Origin of the sequence: Halomonas sp. Bachu 37 (assembly GCF_039691755.1) — a bacterium.
Lineage (GTDB): Bacteria > Pseudomonadota > Gammaproteobacteria > Pseudomonadales > Halomonadaceae > Vreelandella > Vreelandella kashgarensis.
This window is the reverse complement of the sequence record NZ_CP137552.1, coordinates 570,444-589,607: the sequence shown is the minus strand read 5'-3', so window position 1 is coordinate 589,607 and position 19,164 is coordinate 570,444. Positions and strand designations below refer to the sequence as shown.

Sequence of the window (19,164 nt, the reverse complement as noted above, 5' to 3'; positions counted from 1 at the left end):
CGAAACTTTTCCCGCAATGAGACTGCTCGGCACTTGGCTCCGCCCTGCTCTCTACACTTTCCGGTATCTGTTAAACTCGGGAGCAGATTAGCGATCAACACCGGGACATGCATGAGCCGCGAACCTTTTGACGCCAGACACTTCCTCGATAACGTCAGTGAAGCGCCAGGTGTGTACCGTATGCTGGATGACCACGACGCCACCTTGTATGTCGGCAAGGCGAAGCGGTTGAAGGCTCGGCTGGCCAGCTACTTTCGCGGCCGGCTCAATGCCAAGACGCAAGCCATGGTGGCGCGAATCGCCGATATTCAGGTAACCGTCACACGCAGCGAAATCGAAGCCCTGTTGCTGGAACAGACCCTGATCAAGGAGTTGCGTCCGCCCTACAACATCCTGTTGCGGGACGACAAATCCTACCCCTTCGTTTTCGCCAGTGACCGCCATCCCTATCCGGCACTGGAATACAAGCGCGCTCGTCAGCGGCGTGATGATGGCCGTTACCTCGGACCTTATCCCAGCAGCGGTGCGGTGCGCGAAAGCCTGTCGCTGATGCAGAAGATCTTTCGCATCCGCAACTGCGAAGACAGTGTCTTCGCCCATCGCTCGCGTCCCTGTCTGCAATATCAGATAGAGCGCTGCAGCGCTCCCTGCGTCGACTACATAAGCCGCGAGGATTATCAGCGCGACCTCGATCACGCCATCATGTGCCTGGAAGGCAAGAGCGAGCATGTCACCCGGGAACTGACCGATGCCATGGAGCAAGCCAGCAAGGCGCTGGATTTCGAGGAAGCGGCCCGCTTGCGCGACCAGATACAACAACTTCGCCAGTTACAGCAGCGTCAGTTTGTGGATACCCAGGGCGGCGATGCCGATATCATTGCCCTCGCCCAGCGTCCGGGCGCTCTGGGAATCTCGGTACTCAGCGTCAGAGAAGGGCGCCTGCTGGGAGCGCGCCACCACAACCCGGGCAATGGCCTGGACCTGAGTCCCGATGCACTCTTGGCCGAATTCGTCAGCCAACTGTATCTTGGCCAGCCCCGTGAAATACCTTCGGAAATCATCACCAATTTGTCTCTACCCGATGCCGACCTGCTGGCCCAGGCGCTACAACAGCACAGCGGCAAGCGCGTTCGCCTGACCCATCAGGTGCGAGGACACCGAGCCCAGTGGCAGCACCTGGCCATGACCAACGCCGAGCAGCAACTGGCTACCCAACTGGCCAACCAGACGCAGCTATCACAACGCTTCGAGGCACTGAAAACCGCTCTCGCCCTGGCCGAAACGCCCAAACGCCTGGAATGCTTCGACATCAGCCATAGCCACGGGGAGGCAACCGTTGCTTCATGCGTCGTCTTCGATCACAACGGACCACGCAAAAGCGACTATCGCCATTTTCGTATCGAAGGGGTCGCGGCGGGCGACGATTACGCCGCCATGCAACAGGCCCTGACCCGGCGCCTGAAACGGCTGAAAAGCGGAGAAGGCGAGAAACCCGACGTGCTGATCGTCGATGGTGGCAAGGGACAATTGAACATGGCTCGGGAGGTTCTACAGGATCTCGAGATTACCGACATACTTCTTCTCGGTGTTGCCAAGGGCACCACGCGCAAGGCGGGCCTGGAAACGCTCTTTCTCGACTCTCCCGAACATCCGCTACCGCTGGACCCGACGTCACCGGCTCTGCACTTGATTCAGCATATCCGCGATGAGTCCCACCGTTTCGCCATTGCCGGACACCGGGCCCAGCGCGACAAGGCCCGCCGCACGTCCACGCTACAGGAAATTCCCGGCATCGGGCCGAAACGGCGCCGCGAACTACTCAAGTTTTTCGGTGGTTTACAGGGCGTACGCAAGGCAGCGCGTGAAGAATTGACCCGTGTCCCGGGAATCAACGAATCCTTGGCCGAAAGCATTTATCGCGCCTTGCACGGCTAGCCGGCATTTAAACGGACAACGGCATGGATGCCTTCTTCCAAGGTAGATAGAATGGACTTAGGATGCATGACCGCCACCCATCGTTTACCCATGGCAAGGATCGCAAGCCGCGATGAATATACCCAATATACTGACCCTGGCCAGAATCGCCTTCATCCCCATGTTGGTGGTGCTGTTCTACCTACCCTTTTCCTGGAGCCTACCGCTTGCCGCCGGCCTTTTCGCCTTGGCTTCGGTGACGGATTGGCTGGATGGTTATCTGGCTCGTCGCTGGAACCAGTCCACTCCGTTCGGCGCATTTCTCGACCCGGTGGCAGACAAGCTGATGGTGGCCGTGGCGCTGGCGCTGTTGATAGAACGCTACGAGACGCTGCTTCTCACACTGCCCGCGCTGGTCATCATCGGCCGCGAAATCGTCATTTCCGCCCTGCGGGAATGGATGGCGGAAATGGGCAAGCGAGGCCAGGTCGCCGTTTCTTGGATCGGCAAGGTCAAGACTACCCTGCAGATGATCGCGCTACTGATCCTGCTGGCCTTTCCTCCCGCACATGTCTTGGCCGATCTCGGTGTTGTTACCCTGTATGCCGCCGCGCTGCTGACCCTTTGGTCGATGATTCAATACCTTCGTGCCGCCTGGCCACACCTCAGCCGTTCCATGAAGTGAATCAAGCCCTTGCCTGACGCATCAAGTCATTGACAAGCGCCAAGCCATGCGTATAATTCGCCCTCGAGTCGAGCGGGAATAGCTCAGTGGTAGAGCATCGCCTTGCCAAGGCGAGGGTCGGGAGTTCGAATCTCCTTTCCCGCTCCAAAGCGAAATAGTAGACGAGTGTCGTGAGCTGGAACGTCAGCCCGGCTGACGGCAGCCCCGTCAAATCTACTTTCCGCTCCAACGACTCGTAAAGGCTGGATGGCAGAGTGGTTATGCAGCGGACTGCAACTCCGTGTACGCCGGTTCGATTCCGACTCCAGCCTCCACTATTTCTGGTCAGTCTCTTTGCTTGCGAGGCTAGCCGTGTGGCTTACCAACGTTAAAGTGGTACGTGCCAGAGCCTGGTTTGATACAGCTCCACGACTCACACCAGCACCGCCCGGATGGCGAAATTGGTAGACGCAAGAGACTTAAAATCTCTCGGGGGTAACCCCGTGCCGGTTCAAGTCCGGCTCCGGGCACCACGCTTGCTGCACACCTCACCACCTTCCCCGCAGCAGCTGCTATATCTCGGCTTGGCCCCGTCATCTTGTCAGGTAACTGCCGCCATGCGCCTGCCGTCACTGCCCCTCATTGCAGCTATAGCCGATATAGCAAGTTCAATGCGCCGAGCCTCCGCCCCTGTTTATTACCCGCCGCAAATCATCGCTCGCGTGCTGGAAAAGACGACCCAAAGCCTGCTAACTTGCCTGAGCAGTTTTGCCGACACTCATGGTATGGCTTGCGTTCCAGTTGGTAGCCGAGCTCGTCGGCGCTTTCAATCAGGAAGGATAAACGGATGGCTACACGTAATGTGCTGATTATCGGCGGCGGTGTCGCCGGGCTGACCCTGGCCCTCGAAATAGCCGCTACACGCCCCGTTATCCTGGTGCGCCCCGCCCGTGACGTTCAAGGCGCCAGCCGCTGGGCCCAGGGGGGAATCGCTGCCGTGCTGTCACCGGATGATGCTATCGAAGCGCATATCCAGGATACCCTGGTTGCCGGTGACGGCCTGTGCGACGAGGCTGCCGTGCGCTTCACGGTGGAAAATGGTCCCGCCGCCATCGAATGGCTGATCGATCAGGGCGTACCTTTTACTCTCGACCCCGATCCTCAAGCCCGCTACCCCTACCACTTGACCCGCGAAGGCGGTCACGGGGCTCGACGGATCATCCACGCCGAAGACGCCACCGGCCGGGCGGTAGTCGATACCTTGCTCAATGCGGTTCAGCGCCATGCCAACATAAGCCAGCGAAGCGACCTGACCGTGGTCCGGCTACTGCAGGATGGGCGGCACCATTGCCGCGGCGCCTATTGTCTGGACGAGGCCGGCCAGGGACATGAATTGCTTGCCGACGACACGGTACTCGCTACCGGCGGTGCCAGCGGACTCTATCTGCACACCACAACACCGGCACCCGGCAGCGGCGAAGGCATGATCATGGCCGCCGAACTGGGCGCCACGCTGATGAATCTCGAGTTCCAGCAGTTTCACCCCACTTGCCTTTACGACCCAGAGGGTCCGGCTTTCTTGATCAGCGAGGCTGTGCGGGGCGAGGGGGGACATCTACTGAACGAAAAGGGCGAGCGCTTCATGCTGGAAGCCGACTCGCGCGGCGAACTCGCTCCTCGCGATATCGTCGCCAGGGCTATCGACTCTCAGATACACGGCAGTCAGCTGGACCATGTATGGCTGGATATTCGCCATTTGGGAGCGGAGGCGATCCATCACCATTTCCCCACGATACAGGCCCACTGCGCTTCACGGGGTATCGATATCGTCACGCAACCCATCCCGGTGGTTCCTGCGGCGCATTACAGTTGCGGCGGTATTGCCACGGACCTCGATGGCGCTAGCCGTGTAGCGCATCTCTTTGCCATCGGCGAAGCCGCTTGCACCGGCCTGCACGGGGCCAATCGAATGGCTAGCAACTCGTTGCTGGAGTGCCTGGTATTTGCGCGTAGTTGCGCCGCCGCGCTAGAGAACGCCCTGCCGCCTCCCGCCGCCGCTATCCAGCCAAAGGCAGTGCCATGGCCTGCGGATGGCCCCCTCGTATCGACTACCGAGCTACACGAAGTGCGCCGCGAAATGCGCCAACTCATGAGCCGGCAGGTTTCGATCGTACGCAGTACCGAAGGGTTGCACTCCGCCTTGATAGCCCTTGAGGCGCTGCAGGAAAGCCTATTGCAAAAGAGACCTTCGATTGAAGCGCAGACGACCTACTACCATATTCATCAGGCGCTTCAACTGGCCTGCCTGACCGTGACCTGTGCCCAGCAACGCCGCGAGTCCCGAGGCTTGCATTACAATACCGATTTTCCCAGCGGCGCGAATTCTACCAGCGACACTAGGCAAGCCGCACGGCCGTCCATCATCAGCCTCGCCTAGCTTTTGGCATCGGTCGAATAACGCAACAGACGCCGCAGCTCACGACGCTCACTGGCCGATGCACTATCCGGCCACAACCACAGCCCTTGCTGGGCCACATCGAGGCCTATCAACCATGGCCCCAGATAACGACAGCGCACCCTGCATGCAGGGCCCAAACCACCGTGCTGCAATTCCCAGTAACTCTGCAATTCCGCTCCCTTCTCGCTCAGCCACAGGGTACCGCACGGCTGACTGCGCTGGACCCAGGCTATCGCCGCCAGGCATAACAGCAAAACGCCCAGGGCAACCATAACCGAACCCAGCCACCCATACAGGGCAGTGATACCGAAAGCCAGCGACAAGTGCAGGGCAACGGCTACTCTAGAGGGTACGATATGCAGAATTATCGGTGGTTTCGGCATGCTCTACGATCAACTGGACGATCCGCTTGCGCTGTGGCTCCTGCGGCCATTCTCGGCGCATAAGCCAGGCGAACAGGTCCTGATCCTCCTCCTTTATCAGAGATTGGAAAGCTTCCTTCTCTTCTTGGGCCAGCTGGTCGTAGCGCTGCTCAAGAAAGGGAATCAACAGCAGATCCAGCTCCCACATGCCACGACGGGAATGCCAGTAGAGCCGCTTACGCAGTATTGCGTCTGGAGAGGTGTCTTCGCTCAACGTCGGCCTCGTTGCTACGGTGAATGTAGCGCCAGTATACCTGAGCCGATGGGGTGCGCCAGCAACGCTATTCTCCTTTGACTGCGATCATCCTAGTACCTTGTTTTATCTCGATTGTTTTATCTCATATTGCACAGTATGCTGAGGTGAGTGGCACAGAGGTCGGAAGCGCGCCACGACCTTTAACGTTCGCACGGAGCCAACTGATGACCAAATCAGAATTGATCGAACAAATCGCGATGCGCCAACCGGAACTCTCCGTCAAGGAAGTGGAAACGGCGGTCCGCCTGATTCTGGATGACATTACCTTCGCCCTGGCGGATGGAGGCCGAGTCGAGATACGCGGTTTTGGCAGCTTTTCCCTTCATTACCGTGAACCGCGTACTGGACGCAATCCCAAGACGGGTGACGCCGTGGAGCTGGAGGGAAAGTATGTTCCACACTTCAAGCCTGGCAAGGAATTACGCGAACAGGTCGATGCCAGCCGAGCGCTGGGTTATTGATCCGCGTAACGCAACAGGCTGCAAGGATGCCGGTTTATCCGACCTTATGCGGATGACGCCGGGCGCCGACTCATTCACAATAGACCGAACGAGCCACTGACTAGGAAATCCTCATGCGTTGGATCAAAGGGCTGATTCTGGCCATCATTTTGCTTTTCGTTCTGCTGATCGGCATTCTTTTCGCCGTAAACAACCAGCAGACTGTTGCTTTGAACCTGATCTGGGTGGAGCTGCCTCCCGTTTCGCTATCGGTCTGGCTGCTGGCCACGCTCGCCTTTGGCGTCGTCCTCGGCATGCTGGCCATGATAGGAGTTTACGTTCGCTTGCGAGCCCACCTATCCCGCACCGAACGCCAGAACAAGCAGCAGCGCAAGGAACTTGATCACCTGCGGACCCAGGGGCTAAAGCAGGAGCTGAAGGAAGTCGCCTAAATGACCGATGTCGTGCTGCTGGCTGTTCTGTTGGCAGCGATTGCCATCGGTTATGGATTGGGCCGGTGGCAATCCCATCGCACCCGCTCCACCGCCTCGCCGCCCTCAAACACCGAGCTGTCCCAAGAGTATTTCGTCGGGTTGAACCACCTCCTCAATGAACAACCCGACCAGGCCATCGAGACCTTCGTCAATGTTCTCGAGGTAAACAGCGAGACCGTCGATACCCATATAGCCCTGGGCAAGCTGTTCCGTTCGCGTGGAGAGGCCGACAAGGCTGTCGGTATCCACCAGAACCTGCTCGCCCGCCCCGCACTCGCTCCTCACAAGAACGAGCAGATTCAACTCGAACTGGCCCGGGACTTCATGGTGCTTGGTCTGTACGATCGCGCCCAGCGTCTCCTGACTCAGCTACTGGAAACCAGTCGGGACGATTCTCACCGCCAGACCGGGAAAGCCTTGCTGGTCGACTTGCTGGAACGAGAGGGAGAATGGCAGGCCGCAATCGACGTCACGTTGGGAACCCTGAAACGCCACCCGGAGATGCGGCGCCCTACGGCACACTGGTTCTGCGAACTGGCCGAGGAGGACAGGCGGCAAGCCAGCCGCGCCATGGCCAAACGCCACTTGCGCAAGGCCTTGCAGCTGGACGCCGACTGCGTACGCGCCACGCTCTTGCTAGCGGAACTTGCCATGGAAGATGGCCATTATACCCGCGCCATCGAGCAGCTTGGCCATGTACCCGACCAGGACAGCGAACACATCCCCACCCTGCTGCCCCTGCTCAAGCGAGCCTATCTGCTCAACGATGACGAGCCAGGATTACGCCGGCATCTCGAGCAGCTGCTGGCCCGCGCCCCTTATACCAGCACCATCGTATTGCTGGGTGAAACGGTGCATCACCAGGAAGGGATCGATACCGCGATAGAGGTAGTCGGGGAGCAGCTCAACCGAGCTCCCAGCCTGGGCGGAATCGATTATCTTGTCGATCTCTACGTGGAGAGCCAGCAACTGGCTGGCAGAGCGACCGACACCCGCCTGCTGCTGCTGAAGCGCCACACCCAGGCACTACTCGACCAACGCCCTCGACATCGCTGCCGGCGCTGTGGCTTCACTATCGAACGACTACAGTGGCAATGTCCCAGTTGCCGCGACTGGGGCACCATCAAGCCTATCACCGGTATTGAGGGCGAGTAGCTCGATCAAAAACTCGGCATTCCATTAACGCGTGGTCAATTCGGCTTCGATGGCCGCCAACGCCGCCATGGGATCTTCTGCCTGGGTCACAGGGCGTCCGATAACGAGATGGGTACTGCCGGCCCGCATGGCCTCGCTGGGCGTCATGATACGCTGCTGATCGTCGGCAGCGGCGAAACTCGGCCGAATACCGGGAGTAACCTTGAGAAACGCATCACCACAGCGCTCCTTCAGTCGCGCGGCTTCCTGAGCCGAGCACACGACCCCGTGCATGCCGCTTTGCTGAGCCAACTGAGCTAGGCGCTCGACATGCTCGGCAGGCGTCTGGGTGATCCCCACTTCATGCAGGTCTTCCGCCGTCAGGCTGGTCAATACGGTCACCGCGATCAGGTGGGTCTCGAGAGAGTGACGCTCGAGTCGCTCACGAGCCGCCTCCATCATGCGGCGCCCGCCGCCGGCATGCAGATTGACCATCCACACGCCCTGCTCCGCCGCCGCCTGTACCGCGCCGGCAACCGTATTGGGAATATCGTGGAACTTGAGATCAAGGAAGACTTCGAATCCTCTCCCATGCAAGGCTTCCAGCACACTCGGGCCACTACGGGTGAACAATTCCTTGCCTACCTTGACGCGACAATGACGGGGGTCCAGCCGGTCGGCCATGCATAAGGCCGCATCCAGCGACGCGTAATCCAGCGCAATGATCAAGGGTGAGTCAATCGACACGGGGTGGCTCCAGACGGTTTATCGAGACGGTCTATCGGGACGGCTTCACGAGAGTATAAAAGTATAACATCTGGCGACTCGCACGTTGTAAGACATCTCCTTACCACATAAAGGCAGAAGCTTACACATAGAAACGTCTATCGCCCACAGCCAAGAATGAGATTTCTGATTAGTTTTAACTAGGACACCAACTCGTGTCCCCAAACGAAACCACTTTTCTACCGACTCATTGAGCATGGTGGTTAGCTACATAGCTGGATTATAAAGGGATCAAAACATGACGTTAACGCTTAGAGGGATGGTACTGGCACTGCTGTTCTGCATCGCCTTGGGAGGAGTTTCCACTGCCATGGCGCAGGAAGTCGCTCCCATCAATGTCAATACAGCAGATGCCGAGCTGCTCGCCGAACTGCCGGGCGTAGGCCCCAGCCGCGCGGAAGCCATTATTGAAGAGCGCGAGACCAATGGCGACTTCACTGATGCCGATGACCTGACACGCGTCAGTGGCATCGGTCCGGTAACGGTCGACCGCATGCGCGATCAGCTCGATTTCTAGCCATCGCTGCATATTGCTCAATCCGACAAGAGCCAGTCCCAACGATTCCGAGCTGGGCCTGGCTCTTTTTCTTGCGGCATTACGCCGTGTGGTTATATGACGAACAGGTCGACGAACTTGTGTACCGGCGTTTTCTCCAGACGCGCCTGATCTGTACATAAGTCAAAGATCTTCTCGCAGCGGGCGGCAGGAAAACGTGTCGCCAGATTGCGCCGGAACTTGTCTTCGAGCACGGTGATGCCCTCGACGCGCCGGCGACGATGACCTATCGGATACTCGACTTCGATCCTGTCGGTACTACTTCCATCGCGGAAAAATACCTGAATAGCGTTGGCGATGGAGCGCTTCGAGGGATCGTGGTAATCCTTGGAGTAACGTTCATCCTCCACCACTACCATTTTCTCGCGCAGCTCATCGATGATGGGGTTGGCGGCGTGAAACTCATCTTCGTAGTGCTCCGCCACCAGGCTACCGAACGCCAGCGGTACGGCCGCCATATACTGCAGGCAGTGATCGCGGTCGGCCGGATTGGCCAGGCTGCCGGACTTGGAAATGATGCGAATCGCCGAATCGTGGGTAGTCAATTCGATCTTGTCGATTTCCTCCAGGCGATCCTTGACTTGCGAATGCAGCATGACCGCAGCCTCACAGGCCGTCTGTGCGTGAAATTCCGCCGGAAAGGAAATCTTGAAGAGTATATTTTCCATCACATAGGAGCCAAAATCGCGCTGGAAGGTAAACTTCCGCTCACCCTCTGGCTTGGTGGCCAAGTCCTTGTTGGTATGGCTGAACAGCACATCGTAAAAACCCCACTGAGGCGCCGTCAGCGCTCCCGGCACGCCCATTTCCCCCCGCATGGCGATATCGGCCAATCTCACCCCGCGTGATGTCGCATCGCCGGCCGCCCAGCTCTTGCGCGATCCCGCATTGGGCGCATGGCGATAGGTGCGCAGGCTCTGGCCGTCGACCCAGGCGTGGGACAGGGCGGAAAGCAGCTGTTCCCGGCTGGCGCCCATCAACTTGGCCGCTACCGCCGTGGAAGCCACCTTGACCAGCACGACATGATCCAATCCCACGCGGTTGAAGGAGTTATCCAGCGCCAGGACTCCCTGGATTTCATGGGCCAGGATCATGCCTTCCAGTACATCGCGCATGGTGAGCGCCGCCTCGCCTTGGGCGACGCGCTTTTGCGAGAGATGGTCCGCCACGGCCAGGATGGCCCCCAAATTATCCGATGGGTGCCCCCACTCCGCCGCCAGCCAGGTATCGTTGTAGTCGAGCCAGCGGATGATGGCGCCGATGTCCCACGCCGCCTTGACCGGGTCCAGGCGAAACGAGGTACCGGGCACACGCGCCCCATGTGGCACGGTGGTGCCTTCCACCAGCGGGCCGAGATGCTTGGTGCATTCGGGAAAGCGCAGCGCCAGCAGGCCGCAGCCCAGCGTATCCATCAGGCAGTTGCGCGAAGTATCCCAGGCCTCGGCACTTTCGATCTCGAACCCGAGTACATAATCGGCAATCTTCTGTAGTTCGCCATCGTAGTCGGGACGTACGTTGGTCTCCACGGTCGCGCTCATCTCGGCCTCCTTCGCTGTTCAGGAAACGTTAGTACAGGAAACAATAGCCTAGAAGGCGTCTCCCGGCACACGTACCCAGCCCTCCATCAGTATCCGGGCACTACGGCTCATGACCGCCTTGTCGACCGTCCACTCGCCATCGACCTGGCTCGCCTGGGCTCCCACCTGCAAGGTGCCGGAAGGATGACCGAAGCGCACACTGGTCCGCTCCCCGCCACCCGCCGCCTGGCTGACCAGGGTACCGGGCACCGCCGCCGCCGTGGCGATGGCCACTGCCGCCGTCCCCATCATGGCGTGGTGAAGCTTGCCCATGGAGAGTGCGCGTACCGACAGATCCACTTCGTCGGCCTTGATATGCTTACCACTCGAGGAGATATAGTCTGCCGGCTTGGCGACGAAGGCGATCTTCGGCGTGTGCTGACGATTGGCGGCTTCTTCCAGGTTCTGGATCAACCCCATGCGCAGCGCCCCATGCGCGCGCAGGGTTTCAAACCGCGCCAGCGCCTTGGTGTCGCCGTTGATCGCGTCTTGCAGTTCGGTGCCGGTATAACCCAGATCCTCGGCATTGACGAAGATGGTAGGAATACCGGCGTTGATCATGGTGGCTTGCAGCACGCCTCCCGCCGCCACGTCTTCCGGCACCTCGAGATCATCGACCAGGTTGCCGGTGGGGAACATCGGGCCTTCCCCGTCGGCCGGGTCCATAAACTCGACCGCGATTTCCGCCGCCGGGAAAGTGACGCCATCGAGTTCGAAGTCACCGGTTTCCTGCACGGCGCCGTCGCTCATCGGCACGCGAGCGACGATGGTCTTGGCGATATTCGCCTGCCAGATACGCACGGTGGCGACACCGTCGTGCGGGAGACGATCGGCCTCGACCAGGCCGGCATGAATGGCGAAAGCTCCCACCGCCGCGGAAAGGTTGCCGCAGTTGCCGCTCCAGTCGACGAAAGGCTTGTCGATGGAGACCTGGCCGAACATGTAGTCGACGTCGTGGTCTGGCTGGGTGCTCTTCGACAGAATGACCGTCTTGCTGGTGCTGGACGTGGCGCCACCCATGCCGTCGATCTGCTTGGCATAGGGGTCGGGGCTGCCGATCACTCGCAGCAGCAGGGCATCCCGCGCCCGGCCCGGGACCTGCGCGGCCTCGGGCAGGTCCTGGAGGCTGAAGAAGACGCCCTTGCTGGTACCGCCACGCATGTAGGTGGCGGGGATCTTGATCTGTGGAACGTGATTCATGGGCATCCTCAAGCAGCCACTTCCGATTCAAGGAAATCCTGGGCAAAACGCTGCAATACGCCGCCAGCGGTGTAGATCGACACTTCCTCGGCGGTATCCAGGCGGCACTTCACCGCGACGCGTTCGCTGTCGCCGTTGTGGCGATGGATCACCAGCGTCAGCATCGCGCCTGGCGAGACGGCACCTTCCACATCAAATGTTTCAGTGCCATCCAGCCCCAGGGTCACGCGCGTGGTTCCCGGCTCGAACTCCAGCGGCATCACGCCCATGCCGATCAGGTTGGTGCGGTGAATGCGCTCGAACCCTTCGGCGACGATTGCCTCCACCCCCGCCAGTGCCACGCCCTTGGCGGCCCAATCCCGCGACGAGCCCTGACCGTAGTCCGCCCCGGCAATGATGATCAGCGGCTGCTTGCGCTCCATGTAAGTCTCGATGGCCTCCCACATGCGGGTGACCTTGCCCTCGGGCTCGATACGCGCCAAGGAGCCCTGCTTCACGTTGCCCTGCTCGTCGCGCACCATCTCGTTGAACAGCTTGGGGTTGGCGAAGGTGGCGCGCTGGGCTGTGAGATGGTCGCCGCGGTGGGTGGCGTAGGAGTTGAAGTCCTCCTCCGGCAAGCCCATTTTCGCCAGATACTCGCCCGCCGCACTCTTTAGCTGAATCGCGTTGGAGGGCGACAGGTGATCGGTGGTGATGTTGTCCGGCAGGATTGCCAGCGGGCGCATGCCTTTGAGGGTGCGCTCCCTGGCCATGTTGCCTTCCCAATAAGGGGGACGGCGAATATAGGTGCTCTGAGGGCGCCAGTCGTAAAGCGGATTTACCTGGGCGCGGGCACTCTTGTCCAGATCGAACATGGGGATATAGGTTTGCCGGAACTGCTCGGGCTTCACCGACGATTTGACGATGGCGTCGATCTCTTCATCGGCCGGCCAGATATCCTTCAGCGTGACGGGGTTGCCCTCTTGATCGGTGCCCAGCACGTCTTTCTCGATATCAAAGCGGATCGTTCCGGCAATGGCATAGGCAACGACCAGCGGCGGTGAAGCCAAAAAGGCCTGTTGCGCATGCGGGTGAATACGCCCGTCGAAATTGCGGTTACCCGACAGTACCGCCGTAGCATAGAGATCCCGATCGATGATTTCCTGCTGGATCTTGGGGTCCAGGGCGCCGGACATGCCGTTGCAGGTAGTGCAGGCATAGGCGACGACACCGAAGCCGAGGCTTTCCAGCTCGTTCATCAGTCCGGCTTCTTCCAGGTACATCTTGACGGTCTTCGACCCCGGCGCCAGCGATGACTTCACCCACGGCTTGCGTAGCAGGCCGAGCCGGTTGGCGTTACGCGCGATCAGCCCCGCCGCCACCATATTGCGCGGGTTGGAAGTATTGGTGCAGCTGGTGATGGCGGCAATGATCACGGCACCATCGGGCATCTTGCCGGCCTTCTCTTCCTCGCGTGCGGCATCGAGCCCCACGGCGATGCCGCGCTGGGCCAGCTCGGATGTGGGCAGATGGGCATGAGGATTGGAAGGCCCCGCCAGGGTGCGTGTCACCGACGACAAATCGAACGTCAGCACCCGCTCGTATTCGGCGGTGGCCAGGCTGTCCGCCCACAGGCCGGTGTGCTTGGCATAGGTTTCGACCAGCGCGACTTGTTCATCGTCACGACCGGTGAGCTTGAGGTAATCGATGGTCTGGTCATCGATGTAGAACATCGCCGCCGTGGCGCCGTACTCGGGGGTCATGTTCGAAATCGTGGCGCGATCACCGACCGTCAATGCATCGGCGCCTTCACCGAAGAACTCCAGGTAGGCACCGACCACACGCTCCTTGCGCAGGAATTCGGTAATCGCCAGGACCATGTCCGTCCCGGTGATGCCCGGCTGCAGCTTGCCGGTCAGCTCCACGCCGATAATATCGGGCAGGCGCATCATGGAAGCGCGGCCGAGCATGACACTCTCGGCCTCCAGGCCGCCCACGCCTACCGAAATCACGCCGAGGGCATCCACCATCGGCGTGTGGCTATCGGTGCCGACACAGGTATCGGGATAGGCGACGCCGTCGCGGCTCTGCACCACCGGCGACATCTTCTCCAGGTTGATCTGGTGCATGATGCCGTTACCGGGCGGGATCACATCGACGTTCTCGAATGCCGTCTTGGTCCAGTTGATGAAATGGAAGCGGTCATCGTTGCGCCGGTCTTCGATAGCGCGATTCTTGGCGAAGGCGTCCTTCTCGAATCCCGGATGCTCCACCGCCAGCGAGTGGTCGACGATCAACTGTGTCGGCACGACGGGGTTCACCTTGGCCGGATCGCCGCCCTTCTCGGCGATGGCGTCGCGCAGCCCAGCCAGATCCACCAGAGCGGTCTGGCCCAGGATGTCGTGGCACACCACTCGCGCCGGATACCATGGGAAATCCATGTCGCGCCGACGCTCGATCAGTTGCTTGAGCGCATCGGTCAGCAACTGCGGATCGCAGCGGCGTACCAGCTGCTCCGCCAGCACCCGGGAGGTGTAGGGAAGCGTGGCATAGGCACCCGGCTGGATCGCCTCGACCGCCGCACGGGTATCGAAATAGTCCAGCGTAGTGCCGGGTAGGGATTTACGATATTCAGTGTTCATAGTGTCCAGGATCATCAAGTCGAGAAGAGGGCTATTCAAGAGGGCTGCGCGCAGGGAGCGGAACCGACCGCTTGAGCTTGAAATGCGGTCGTTTCCTGGCCGGAGTCGAGATCAGCTACGCTGCTCGATCGGCACCCATTCGCTCTTTTCCGGCCCGATGTAATCGGCGCTGGGGCGAATGATGCGATTGTTGGCGCGTTGCTCGAACACGTGGGCGCACCAGCCGGTCACGCGGGAACAGACGAAGATGGGAGTGAACAGCTTGGTGGGGATGTCCATGAAGTGATAAGCGCTGGCATGGAAGAAGTCGGCGTTGCAGAACAGCTTCTTCTCGCGCCACATCACTTCCTCGACACGCTCGGAAACCGGATACAGCACCGTGTCGCCGACATCCTCGGAAAGCTTCTTGGACCAGTGCTTGATGATGGCGTTACGCGGGTCGGATTCGCGATAGATCGCGTGGCCGAAGCCCATGATCTTGTCCTTGCGCTCGAGCATGCCCATGATCTCGCTTTCCGCCTCTTCCGGCGACTTCCAGTCCTCGATCATGTCCATCGCCGCCTCGTTGGCGCCGCCGTGCAGCGGGCCGCGCAGCGAGCCGATGGCACCGGTGACGCAGGAGTGCATGTCGGAAAGTGTCGAGGCGCAGACGCGGGCGGTAAAGGTCGAGGCGTTGAATTCGTGCTCGGCGTAGAGAATCAGCGACACGTTCATCACTCGGGCATGCAGTTCCGAGGCCGGCTCGTCACGCAACAGGTGAAGGAAATGCCCGCCCACCGACTCGTCGTCGGTCTCGGTCTCGATGCGTACGCCGTCGTGGGAGTAGCGATACCAGTAGCAGATGATCGAAGGCAATACGGCCAGCAGGCGGTCCGAGGCATCCTGCTGCTCATCGAAGCTCTCTTCGGTTTCCAGGTTGCCCAGCATGGAGGCGCCGGTGCGCATCACGTCCATGGGATGGGCGTCCTTGGGGATCTGCTCGAGGACGGTCTTCAGCGCCTGTGGCAGGCTGCGCAGGCTTTTGAGCTTGGCGATATAGGCATCTAGCTCGGCCTGATTGGGCAGCTTGCCCTTGAGCAGCAGGTAAGCAACTTCTTCAAACTTGGCCTTTTCCGCCAGCTCCTTGATATCGAAACCACGGTACGTCAGGCCCGAGCCTGTCTTGCCCACGGTGCAAAGTGCGGTGGTGCCGGCGCTCTGGCCGCGCAGGCCTGCTCCATTGACGGGTTTATCTGCCATGTCGTGTCTCCTCGTGATACGGCGTCTTGAAACGCTTATTTGTCGTTTTAACGTGGCTGGTCGGGCAATGGCGTATTGCCGTCATATCCGTTATTGCATGCGCGAACGCAATCAGGACTCGCCCTTCTCGAACAGGGCGTCCAGCTTCTGCTCGAAGTCGTGATAGTTGAGGAAGTCGTAGAGTTCGTCACGGGTCTGCATCAGGTCGACGACTTCCTTCTGGTGGCCGTTGTCATGGATGCTCTGGTACACCTTCAACGCCGCCGCATTCATGGCGCGGAAGGCAGACAACGGGTAGAGCACCATGCGGCAACCGACCTCGCCCAGCTCCTGCTGGCTGAACAACGGCGTAGCGCCGAATTCAGTGATGTTGGCCAGGATCGGGGCGTCGACTCGCTCGCAGAAGGCGCGATAGTCGTCCAGGGTATGCACCGCTTCGGCGAAGATGGCATCCGCTCCCGCTTCGATACAGGCGTTGGCGCGGTCGATGGCGGCATCCAGGCCCTCTTTCTGGAAGGCGTCGGTGCGTGCGATCAGGTAGAAGTCGGGATCGATCTTGGCATCCGCCGCCGCCTTGATGCGGTCCACCATCTCCTGCTTGGTGACGATTTCCTTGTTGGGACGATGACCGCAACGTTTCTGCGCCACCTGGTCTTCCAGGTGAACCGCCGCCACGCCGGCACGCTGCATCTCCTTGACGGTACGGGCGATATTGAAGGCACCGCCCCAGCCGGTGTCGATATCCACAAGCAGTGGCAGGTCGGTGGCGCCGCAGATGCGATGAGCGTCTTGCACCACGTCGTTCATGGTGGTCATGCCCAGGTCCGGCAGGCCGAAGGAGGCATTGGCCACGCCGCCGCCGGAGAGGTAGATCGCTTGATGGCCCACTCGCTCGGCCATCATGGCAGTGTAGGCATTAATGGTCCCGACGATGGGAAGCGGCCGTTTTGCTTCTAGTGCGGCACGAAAGCGGGCACCTGGCGTCTGTTGGGTCATGGCAATCTCCTGGTAGTGGCTGGCGTCAAAGCGACGCAGGCTGTTGTTCGAGAATGGCGGCGTAGCGGTCGGCAACGTTGGCCCGCGAGGCGCTGACATGGCGACGCATGAGCAGTTCGGCGAGTTCGGCGTCTCCCGCCTCGATGGCGTCGACGATGCGGTGATGCTCGACGAAGGCGCGCTGCGGGCGTGAGCCACTGGCGCTGAACTGGGTCCGGTAAAGCCTGACGAGGTAGTACAGGTCGTCGCAGAGCAGGTTCATCAACATCTTGTTGTGGCTGCCCTGCACGATGCGGTAATGGAAATCGAGGTCCCCTTCGCGCTGAAAGTAGGCCTCGCCCCGGCGTAGATCCGACTGGCGTTCGTGTACCGCCAGGACTTCGCGCAGACCGGCGATCTCCTCGGGCTGCATGTGCTCCGCCGCCAGGCGGGCGGCCATGCTCTCGAGCGCTTCGCGCACATCGAAGAGTTCCAGCAACTCCTTCATCGAAAGCTGCACCACGCGCGCCCCCACATGCGGTACGCGCTCGATCAAGCGATGCGCTTCCAGACGTCGCATGGCTTCGCGCAACGGGCCGCGGGATATTCCGTAAGTCTTGGAAAGCCCGGGTTCGGTAATCTTGCTTCCCGGCGCCAGCTCACCGCGTACTATGGCGTCCTGCAACTGGTGGAAAACGCGCTCGGCCAGGGTGCGTACTTCAGGTGAAGCGGTCTCGGTGCTGAGAACGGAAGGCTCGGGAGACGAAGCAAGTGAAGTCATGGTAATTGTCGACAATTAAAATATGCATGGACTTTAGCCTTCCCGCCCCCCCCTCGTCAACAAGCGCAAAGCCGCCAGGTTATACATCTTTCGTTGCATTGCCGGAGATGCTCACTGCCTGGAGTGTCAACAATCCCGGCGAGCAATTTACCTTTCCGTGGAGCAACCGCCAACGTGAAAAAGGCGTTCTAAAGCTCGGCTGGTGTCGCGGTTAGCCTCCCTCTAGAATGTGTCGCCCATCCGGCCAGGCCTATGCAGCATGACGATGCCCTTGTTGATCACCGCCCTGCCCTACTCCCACTCACCCCTGAAGTGGTTCGCCAGCCTGCGCCGCCGTCCGGGTGCCGTCCTGCTGGATAGCGGCAGACCCCAGGCGAACGGGCATTACGACATCATGAGCAGCGACCCGCTTACTCTGATGGAAGTCAGTGTCGAGGGAGAGGTGTCCTGTACGCCCCCCGTGCCGGAAGTCGCGGCAATGACGCGACGGCCATTTCAGGCTCAGCAATACCTGCTGGAGCAACTACCTGTTCCAGAAGCGGAATCCGACTTGCCCTTTCTGGGAGGCTTGATCGGCTACTGGAGTTACGATCTAGGCCGCGAGGCGCAGCAGGTGCCAGCGCGATCCGCTCGCGCCACTTCGCTTCCCGCCAGCCGCTTAGGGCTATACGACTGGGCGCTGATCCAGGACCATCAGCGGCAACAGGCCTGGCTGGTGGCAAGCGAGCCTCGGCGGCGTGAGGTACTGCAGTGGCTGGACAACCCGGCTCCTGAAAGCTCGACGTTTTCACTTCAGGATGACTTTACCGCCGCCATGGATCGCCAGGGCTATCAGCAGCGCTTTGCCGCCGTGCAGCGCTACATCCGCGCCGGCGACTGCTACCAGATCAACCTGGCCCAGCGTTTCCACGCCCCCTATGAGGGCGACCTGTGGAGCGCTTACCTGCGGCTGCGCGAGGCCACGCCCACGCCGTTTTCGGGTTATATGGCCTGGGAGGACAAGGGCGTGCTGTCGCTCTCCCCCGAGCGCTTCATCCGTTGCCGGCAAAAGCACGTCGAGACGCGACCGATCAAGGGCACCCGGCCACGCGGGGCAACGTCGCAGGAGGATGCGCGGCTGGCGCAGGCCCTGCTGAACAGCACCAAGGACCGGGCGGAAAACGTCATGATCGTCGACCTGCTGCGCAATGACCTGGGGCGTGTATGCCAACCAGGCAGCATTCGCGTACCACAACTTTGCGCCCTGGAAAGCTATCCCAACGTTCATCACCTGGTCAGCGTGGTGCAGGGTATGTTGAAGGAGAACAGCAAGCCGCTTGAGCTACTGGCGGCCGCGTTTCCCGGCGGCTCCATCACCGGCGCCCCCAAGATCCGTGCCATGCAGATCATCGACGAGCTGGAACCCAGCCAGCGCGGTGTCTACTGCGGCAGCCTTGGCTACGTGGATGTGCGCGGCAACATGGATACCTCCATCGCCATACGCAGCGTGATCGCCGATGCAGGAACACTGCATGTCTGGGGCGGTGGCGGACTGGTCGCCGATTCCGTGGAGGAGGAAGAGTACACCGAGACACTGGACAAGATTCGCCATCTGATCGATGCATTGCGATAACGAATCCAGGAATTAAAAAGGCAGGACTTAAAACA

General features: G+C 60.3%; 17 protein-coding genes and 3 tRNA genes. 11 read left to right on the top strand and 9 right to left on the bottom strand.

Going from position 1 to position 19,164, the window contains the following annotated elements; all coding sequences use genetic code 11:
- Positions 1 to 111: 111 nt before the first annotated feature.
- The 6 genes from uvrC (at position 112) to nadB (ending at position 5,015) form a co-directional block, all read left to right on the top strand.
- Positions 112 to 1,935, top strand: a complete 1,824-nt coding sequence (gene uvrC, locus R5M92_RS02640) for an excinuclease ABC subunit UvrC (protein WP_346797638.1) — start codon at positions 112 to 114, stop codon at positions 1,933 to 1,935.
- Positions 1,936 to 2,047: 112 nt separating this feature from the next.
- Positions 2,048 to 2,599, top strand: coding sequence for a CDP-diacylglycerol--glycerol-3-phosphate 3-phosphatidyltransferase (pgsA, locus tag R5M92_RS02635; protein WP_346797636.1), 552 nt, complete (start codon positions 2,048 to 2,050; stop codon positions 2,597 to 2,599).
- Positions 2,600 to 2,671: 72 nt separating this feature from the next.
- A tRNA-Gly gene (locus R5M92_RS02630) sits at positions 2,672 to 2,746 on the top strand.
- A 93-nt stretch (positions 2,747 to 2,839) separates the two neighbouring features.
- Positions 2,840 to 2,913, top strand: a tRNA-Cys gene (locus tag R5M92_RS02625).
- A gap of 111 nt (positions 2,914 to 3,024) precedes the next feature.
- Positions 3,025 to 3,111 (top strand) — tRNA-Leu (locus R5M92_RS02620).
- Positions 3,112 to 3,425: 314 nt separating this feature from the next.
- Positions 3,426 to 5,015, top strand: a complete 1,590-nt coding sequence (gene nadB, locus R5M92_RS02615) for an L-aspartate oxidase (protein WP_346797635.1) — start codon at positions 3,426 to 3,428, stop codon at positions 5,013 to 5,015.
- Here nadB and R5M92_RS02610 read toward each other — a convergent pair.
- Entirely contained in the window at positions 5,012 to 5,419 is a 408-nt protein-coding gene (locus tag R5M92_RS02610; protein WP_346797634.1) for a hypothetical protein, read from the bottom strand. The genes nadB and R5M92_RS02610 overlap by 4 nt on opposite strands.
- A complete protein-coding gene (locus tag R5M92_RS02605; RefSeq protein WP_346797632.1) occupies positions 5,379 to 5,672 on the bottom strand; it encodes a succinate dehydrogenase assembly factor 2 in 294 nt (97 codons plus the stop codon). Before R5M92_RS02605 ends, R5M92_RS02610 begins: the two co-directional genes overlap by 41 nt.
- 206 nt (positions 5,673 to 5,878) lie before the next feature.
- Here R5M92_RS02605 and R5M92_RS02600 point away from each other — a divergent pair, with 206 nt between their 5' ends.
- The 3 genes from R5M92_RS02600 (at position 5,879) to lapB (ending at position 7,803) form a co-directional block, all read left to right on the top strand.
- Positions 5,879 to 6,175, top strand: coding sequence for an integration host factor subunit beta (locus tag R5M92_RS02600; RefSeq protein WP_417339048.1), 297 nt, complete (start codon positions 5,879 to 5,881; stop codon positions 6,173 to 6,175).
- Positions 6,176 to 6,288: 113 nt separating this feature from the next.
- Entirely contained in the window at positions 6,289 to 6,606 is a 318-nt protein-coding gene (locus tag R5M92_RS02595) for a LapA family protein (protein ID WP_346797631.1), read from the top strand.
- Positions 6,607 to 7,803 (top strand): lipopolysaccharide assembly protein LapB, encoded by a 1,197-nt coding sequence (lapB, locus tag R5M92_RS02590; RefSeq protein ID WP_346797630.1) that lies wholly within the window; start codon positions 6,607 to 6,609, stop codon positions 7,801 to 7,803. It begins immediately after the preceding gene.
- 24 nt (positions 7,804 to 7,827) lie between these two features.
- Here the strand turns inward: lapB and pyrF are convergent, their stop codons facing one another.
- Positions 7,828 to 8,529: an orotidine-5'-phosphate decarboxylase gene (pyrF, locus tag R5M92_RS02585; protein ID WP_346797629.1), complete on the bottom strand. Its 702-nt coding sequence runs from the start codon at positions 8,527 to 8,529 to the stop codon at positions 7,828 to 7,830.
- Positions 8,530 to 8,806: 277 nt separating this feature from the next.
- Between pyrF and R5M92_RS02580 the strand changes: the two genes are divergently transcribed.
- A complete protein-coding gene (locus R5M92_RS02580; protein ID WP_346797628.1) occupies positions 8,807 to 9,085 on the top strand; it encodes a ComEA family DNA-binding protein in 279 nt (92 codons plus the stop codon).
- A gap of 92 nt (positions 9,086 to 9,177) precedes the next feature.
- On the opposite strand, the gene R5M92_RS02575 is transcribed toward R5M92_RS02580, so the two are convergent.
- The 6 genes from R5M92_RS02575 to R5M92_RS02550 all read right to left on the bottom strand — a co-directional run bounded on the left by R5M92_RS02575 (position 9,178) and on the right by R5M92_RS02550 (position 17,517).
- Positions 9,178 to 10,662: a bifunctional 2-methylcitrate dehydratase/aconitate hydratase gene (locus R5M92_RS02575; RefSeq protein WP_346797626.1), complete on the bottom strand. Its 1,485-nt coding sequence runs from the start codon at positions 10,660 to 10,662 to the stop codon at positions 9,178 to 9,180.
- 48 nt (positions 10,663 to 10,710) lie between these two features.
- Positions 10,711 to 11,901 carry a 2-methylaconitate cis-trans isomerase PrpF gene (gene prpF / locus R5M92_RS02570; RefSeq protein ID WP_346797625.1) on the bottom strand — a complete coding sequence of 397 codons (1,191 nt, stop codon included), beginning with the start codon at positions 11,899 to 11,901 and terminating at the stop codon, positions 10,711 to 10,713.
- Positions 11,902 to 11,909: 8 nt separating this feature from the next.
- Entirely contained in the window at positions 11,910 to 14,522 is a 2,613-nt protein-coding gene (acnD, locus tag R5M92_RS02565) for a Fe/S-dependent 2-methylisocitrate dehydratase AcnD (protein WP_346797623.1), read from the bottom strand.
- 111 nt (positions 14,523 to 14,633) lie between these two features.
- The gene (prpC, locus tag R5M92_RS02560; protein WP_346797621.1) at positions 14,634 to 15,761 is read right to left on the bottom strand and encodes a bifunctional 2-methylcitrate synthase/citrate synthase; all 1,128 of its coding nucleotides are present in this window, start codon (positions 15,759 to 15,761) and stop codon (positions 14,634 to 14,636) included.
- A 111-nt stretch (positions 15,762 to 15,872) separates the two neighbouring features.
- Positions 15,873 to 16,757 (bottom strand): methylisocitrate lyase, encoded by an 885-nt coding sequence (gene prpB / locus R5M92_RS02555; RefSeq protein WP_346797618.1) that lies wholly within the window; start codon positions 16,755 to 16,757, stop codon positions 15,873 to 15,875.
- A 25-nt stretch (positions 16,758 to 16,782) separates the two neighbouring features.
- A complete protein-coding gene (locus tag R5M92_RS02550; RefSeq protein ID WP_346797617.1) occupies positions 16,783 to 17,517 on the bottom strand; it encodes a GntR family transcriptional regulator in 735 nt (244 codons plus the stop codon).
- Between the two features lie 259 nt (positions 17,518 to 17,776).
- On the opposite strand from R5M92_RS02550, the gene pabB reads away from it, so the two are divergent.
- Positions 17,777 to 19,129 carry an aminodeoxychorismate synthase component I gene (gene pabB, locus R5M92_RS02545; RefSeq protein WP_346797615.1) on the top strand — a complete coding sequence of 451 codons (1,353 nt, stop codon included), beginning with the start codon at positions 17,777 to 17,779 and terminating at the stop codon, positions 19,127 to 19,129.
- The last annotated feature ends 35 nt before the right edge of the window (positions 19,130 to 19,164 follow it).

What these genes read in the sequence shown, in the direction of transcription:
- R5M92_RS02575 (WP_346797626.1), bottom strand. Translation starts at nt 10,662, where the DNA reads ATGAGCGCGACCGTGGAGACCAACGTACGTCCCGACTACGATGGCGAA.
- prpF (WP_346797625.1), bottom strand. Translation starts at nt 11,901, where the DNA reads ATGAATCACGTTCCACAGATCAAGATCCCCGCCACCTACATGCGTGGC.
- pgsA (WP_346797636.1), top strand. Translation starts at nt 2,048, where the DNA reads ATGAATATACCCAATATACTGACCCTGGCCAGAATCGCCTTCATCCCC.
- R5M92_RS02550 (WP_346797617.1), bottom strand. Translation starts at nt 17,517, where the DNA reads ATGACTTCACTTGCTTCGTCTCCCGAGCCTTCCGTTCTCAGCACCGAG.
- R5M92_RS02595 (WP_346797631.1), top strand. Translation starts at nt 6,289, where the DNA reads ATGCGTTGGATCAAAGGGCTGATTCTGGCCATCATTTTGCTTTTCGTT.
- nadB (WP_346797635.1), top strand. Translation starts at nt 3,426, where the DNA reads ATGGCTACACGTAATGTGCTGATTATCGGCGGCGGTGTCGCCGGGCTG.
- lapB (WP_346797630.1), top strand. Translation starts at nt 6,607, where the DNA reads ATGACCGATGTCGTGCTGCTGGCTGTTCTGTTGGCAGCGATTGCCATC.
- uvrC (WP_346797638.1), top strand. Translation starts at nt 112, where the DNA reads ATGAGCCGCGAACCTTTTGACGCCAGACACTTCCTCGATAACGTCAGT.
- acnD (WP_346797623.1), bottom strand. Translation starts at nt 14,522, where the DNA reads ATGAACACTGAATATCGTAAATCCCTACCCGGCACTACGCTGGACTAT.
- prpC (WP_346797621.1), bottom strand. Translation starts at nt 15,761, where the DNA reads ATGGCAGATAAACCCGTCAATGGAGCAGGCCTGCGCGGCCAGAGCGCC.
- pabB (WP_346797615.1), top strand. Translation starts at nt 17,777, where the DNA reads ATGACGATGCCCTTGTTGATCACCGCCCTGCCCTACTCCCACTCACCC.
- R5M92_RS02580 (WP_346797628.1), top strand. Translation starts at nt 8,807, where the DNA reads ATGACGTTAACGCTTAGAGGGATGGTACTGGCACTGCTGTTCTGCATC.
- R5M92_RS02610 (WP_346797634.1), bottom strand. Translation starts at nt 5,419, where the DNA reads ATGCCGAAACCACCGATAATTCTGCATATCGTACCCTCTAGAGTAGCC.
- prpB (WP_346797618.1), bottom strand. Translation starts at nt 16,757, where the DNA reads ATGACCCAACAGACGCCAGGTGCCCGCTTTCGTGCCGCACTAGAAGCA.
- R5M92_RS02600 (WP_417339048.1), top strand. Translation starts at nt 5,879, where the DNA reads ATGACCAAATCAGAATTGATCGAACAAATCGCGATGCGCCAACCGGAA.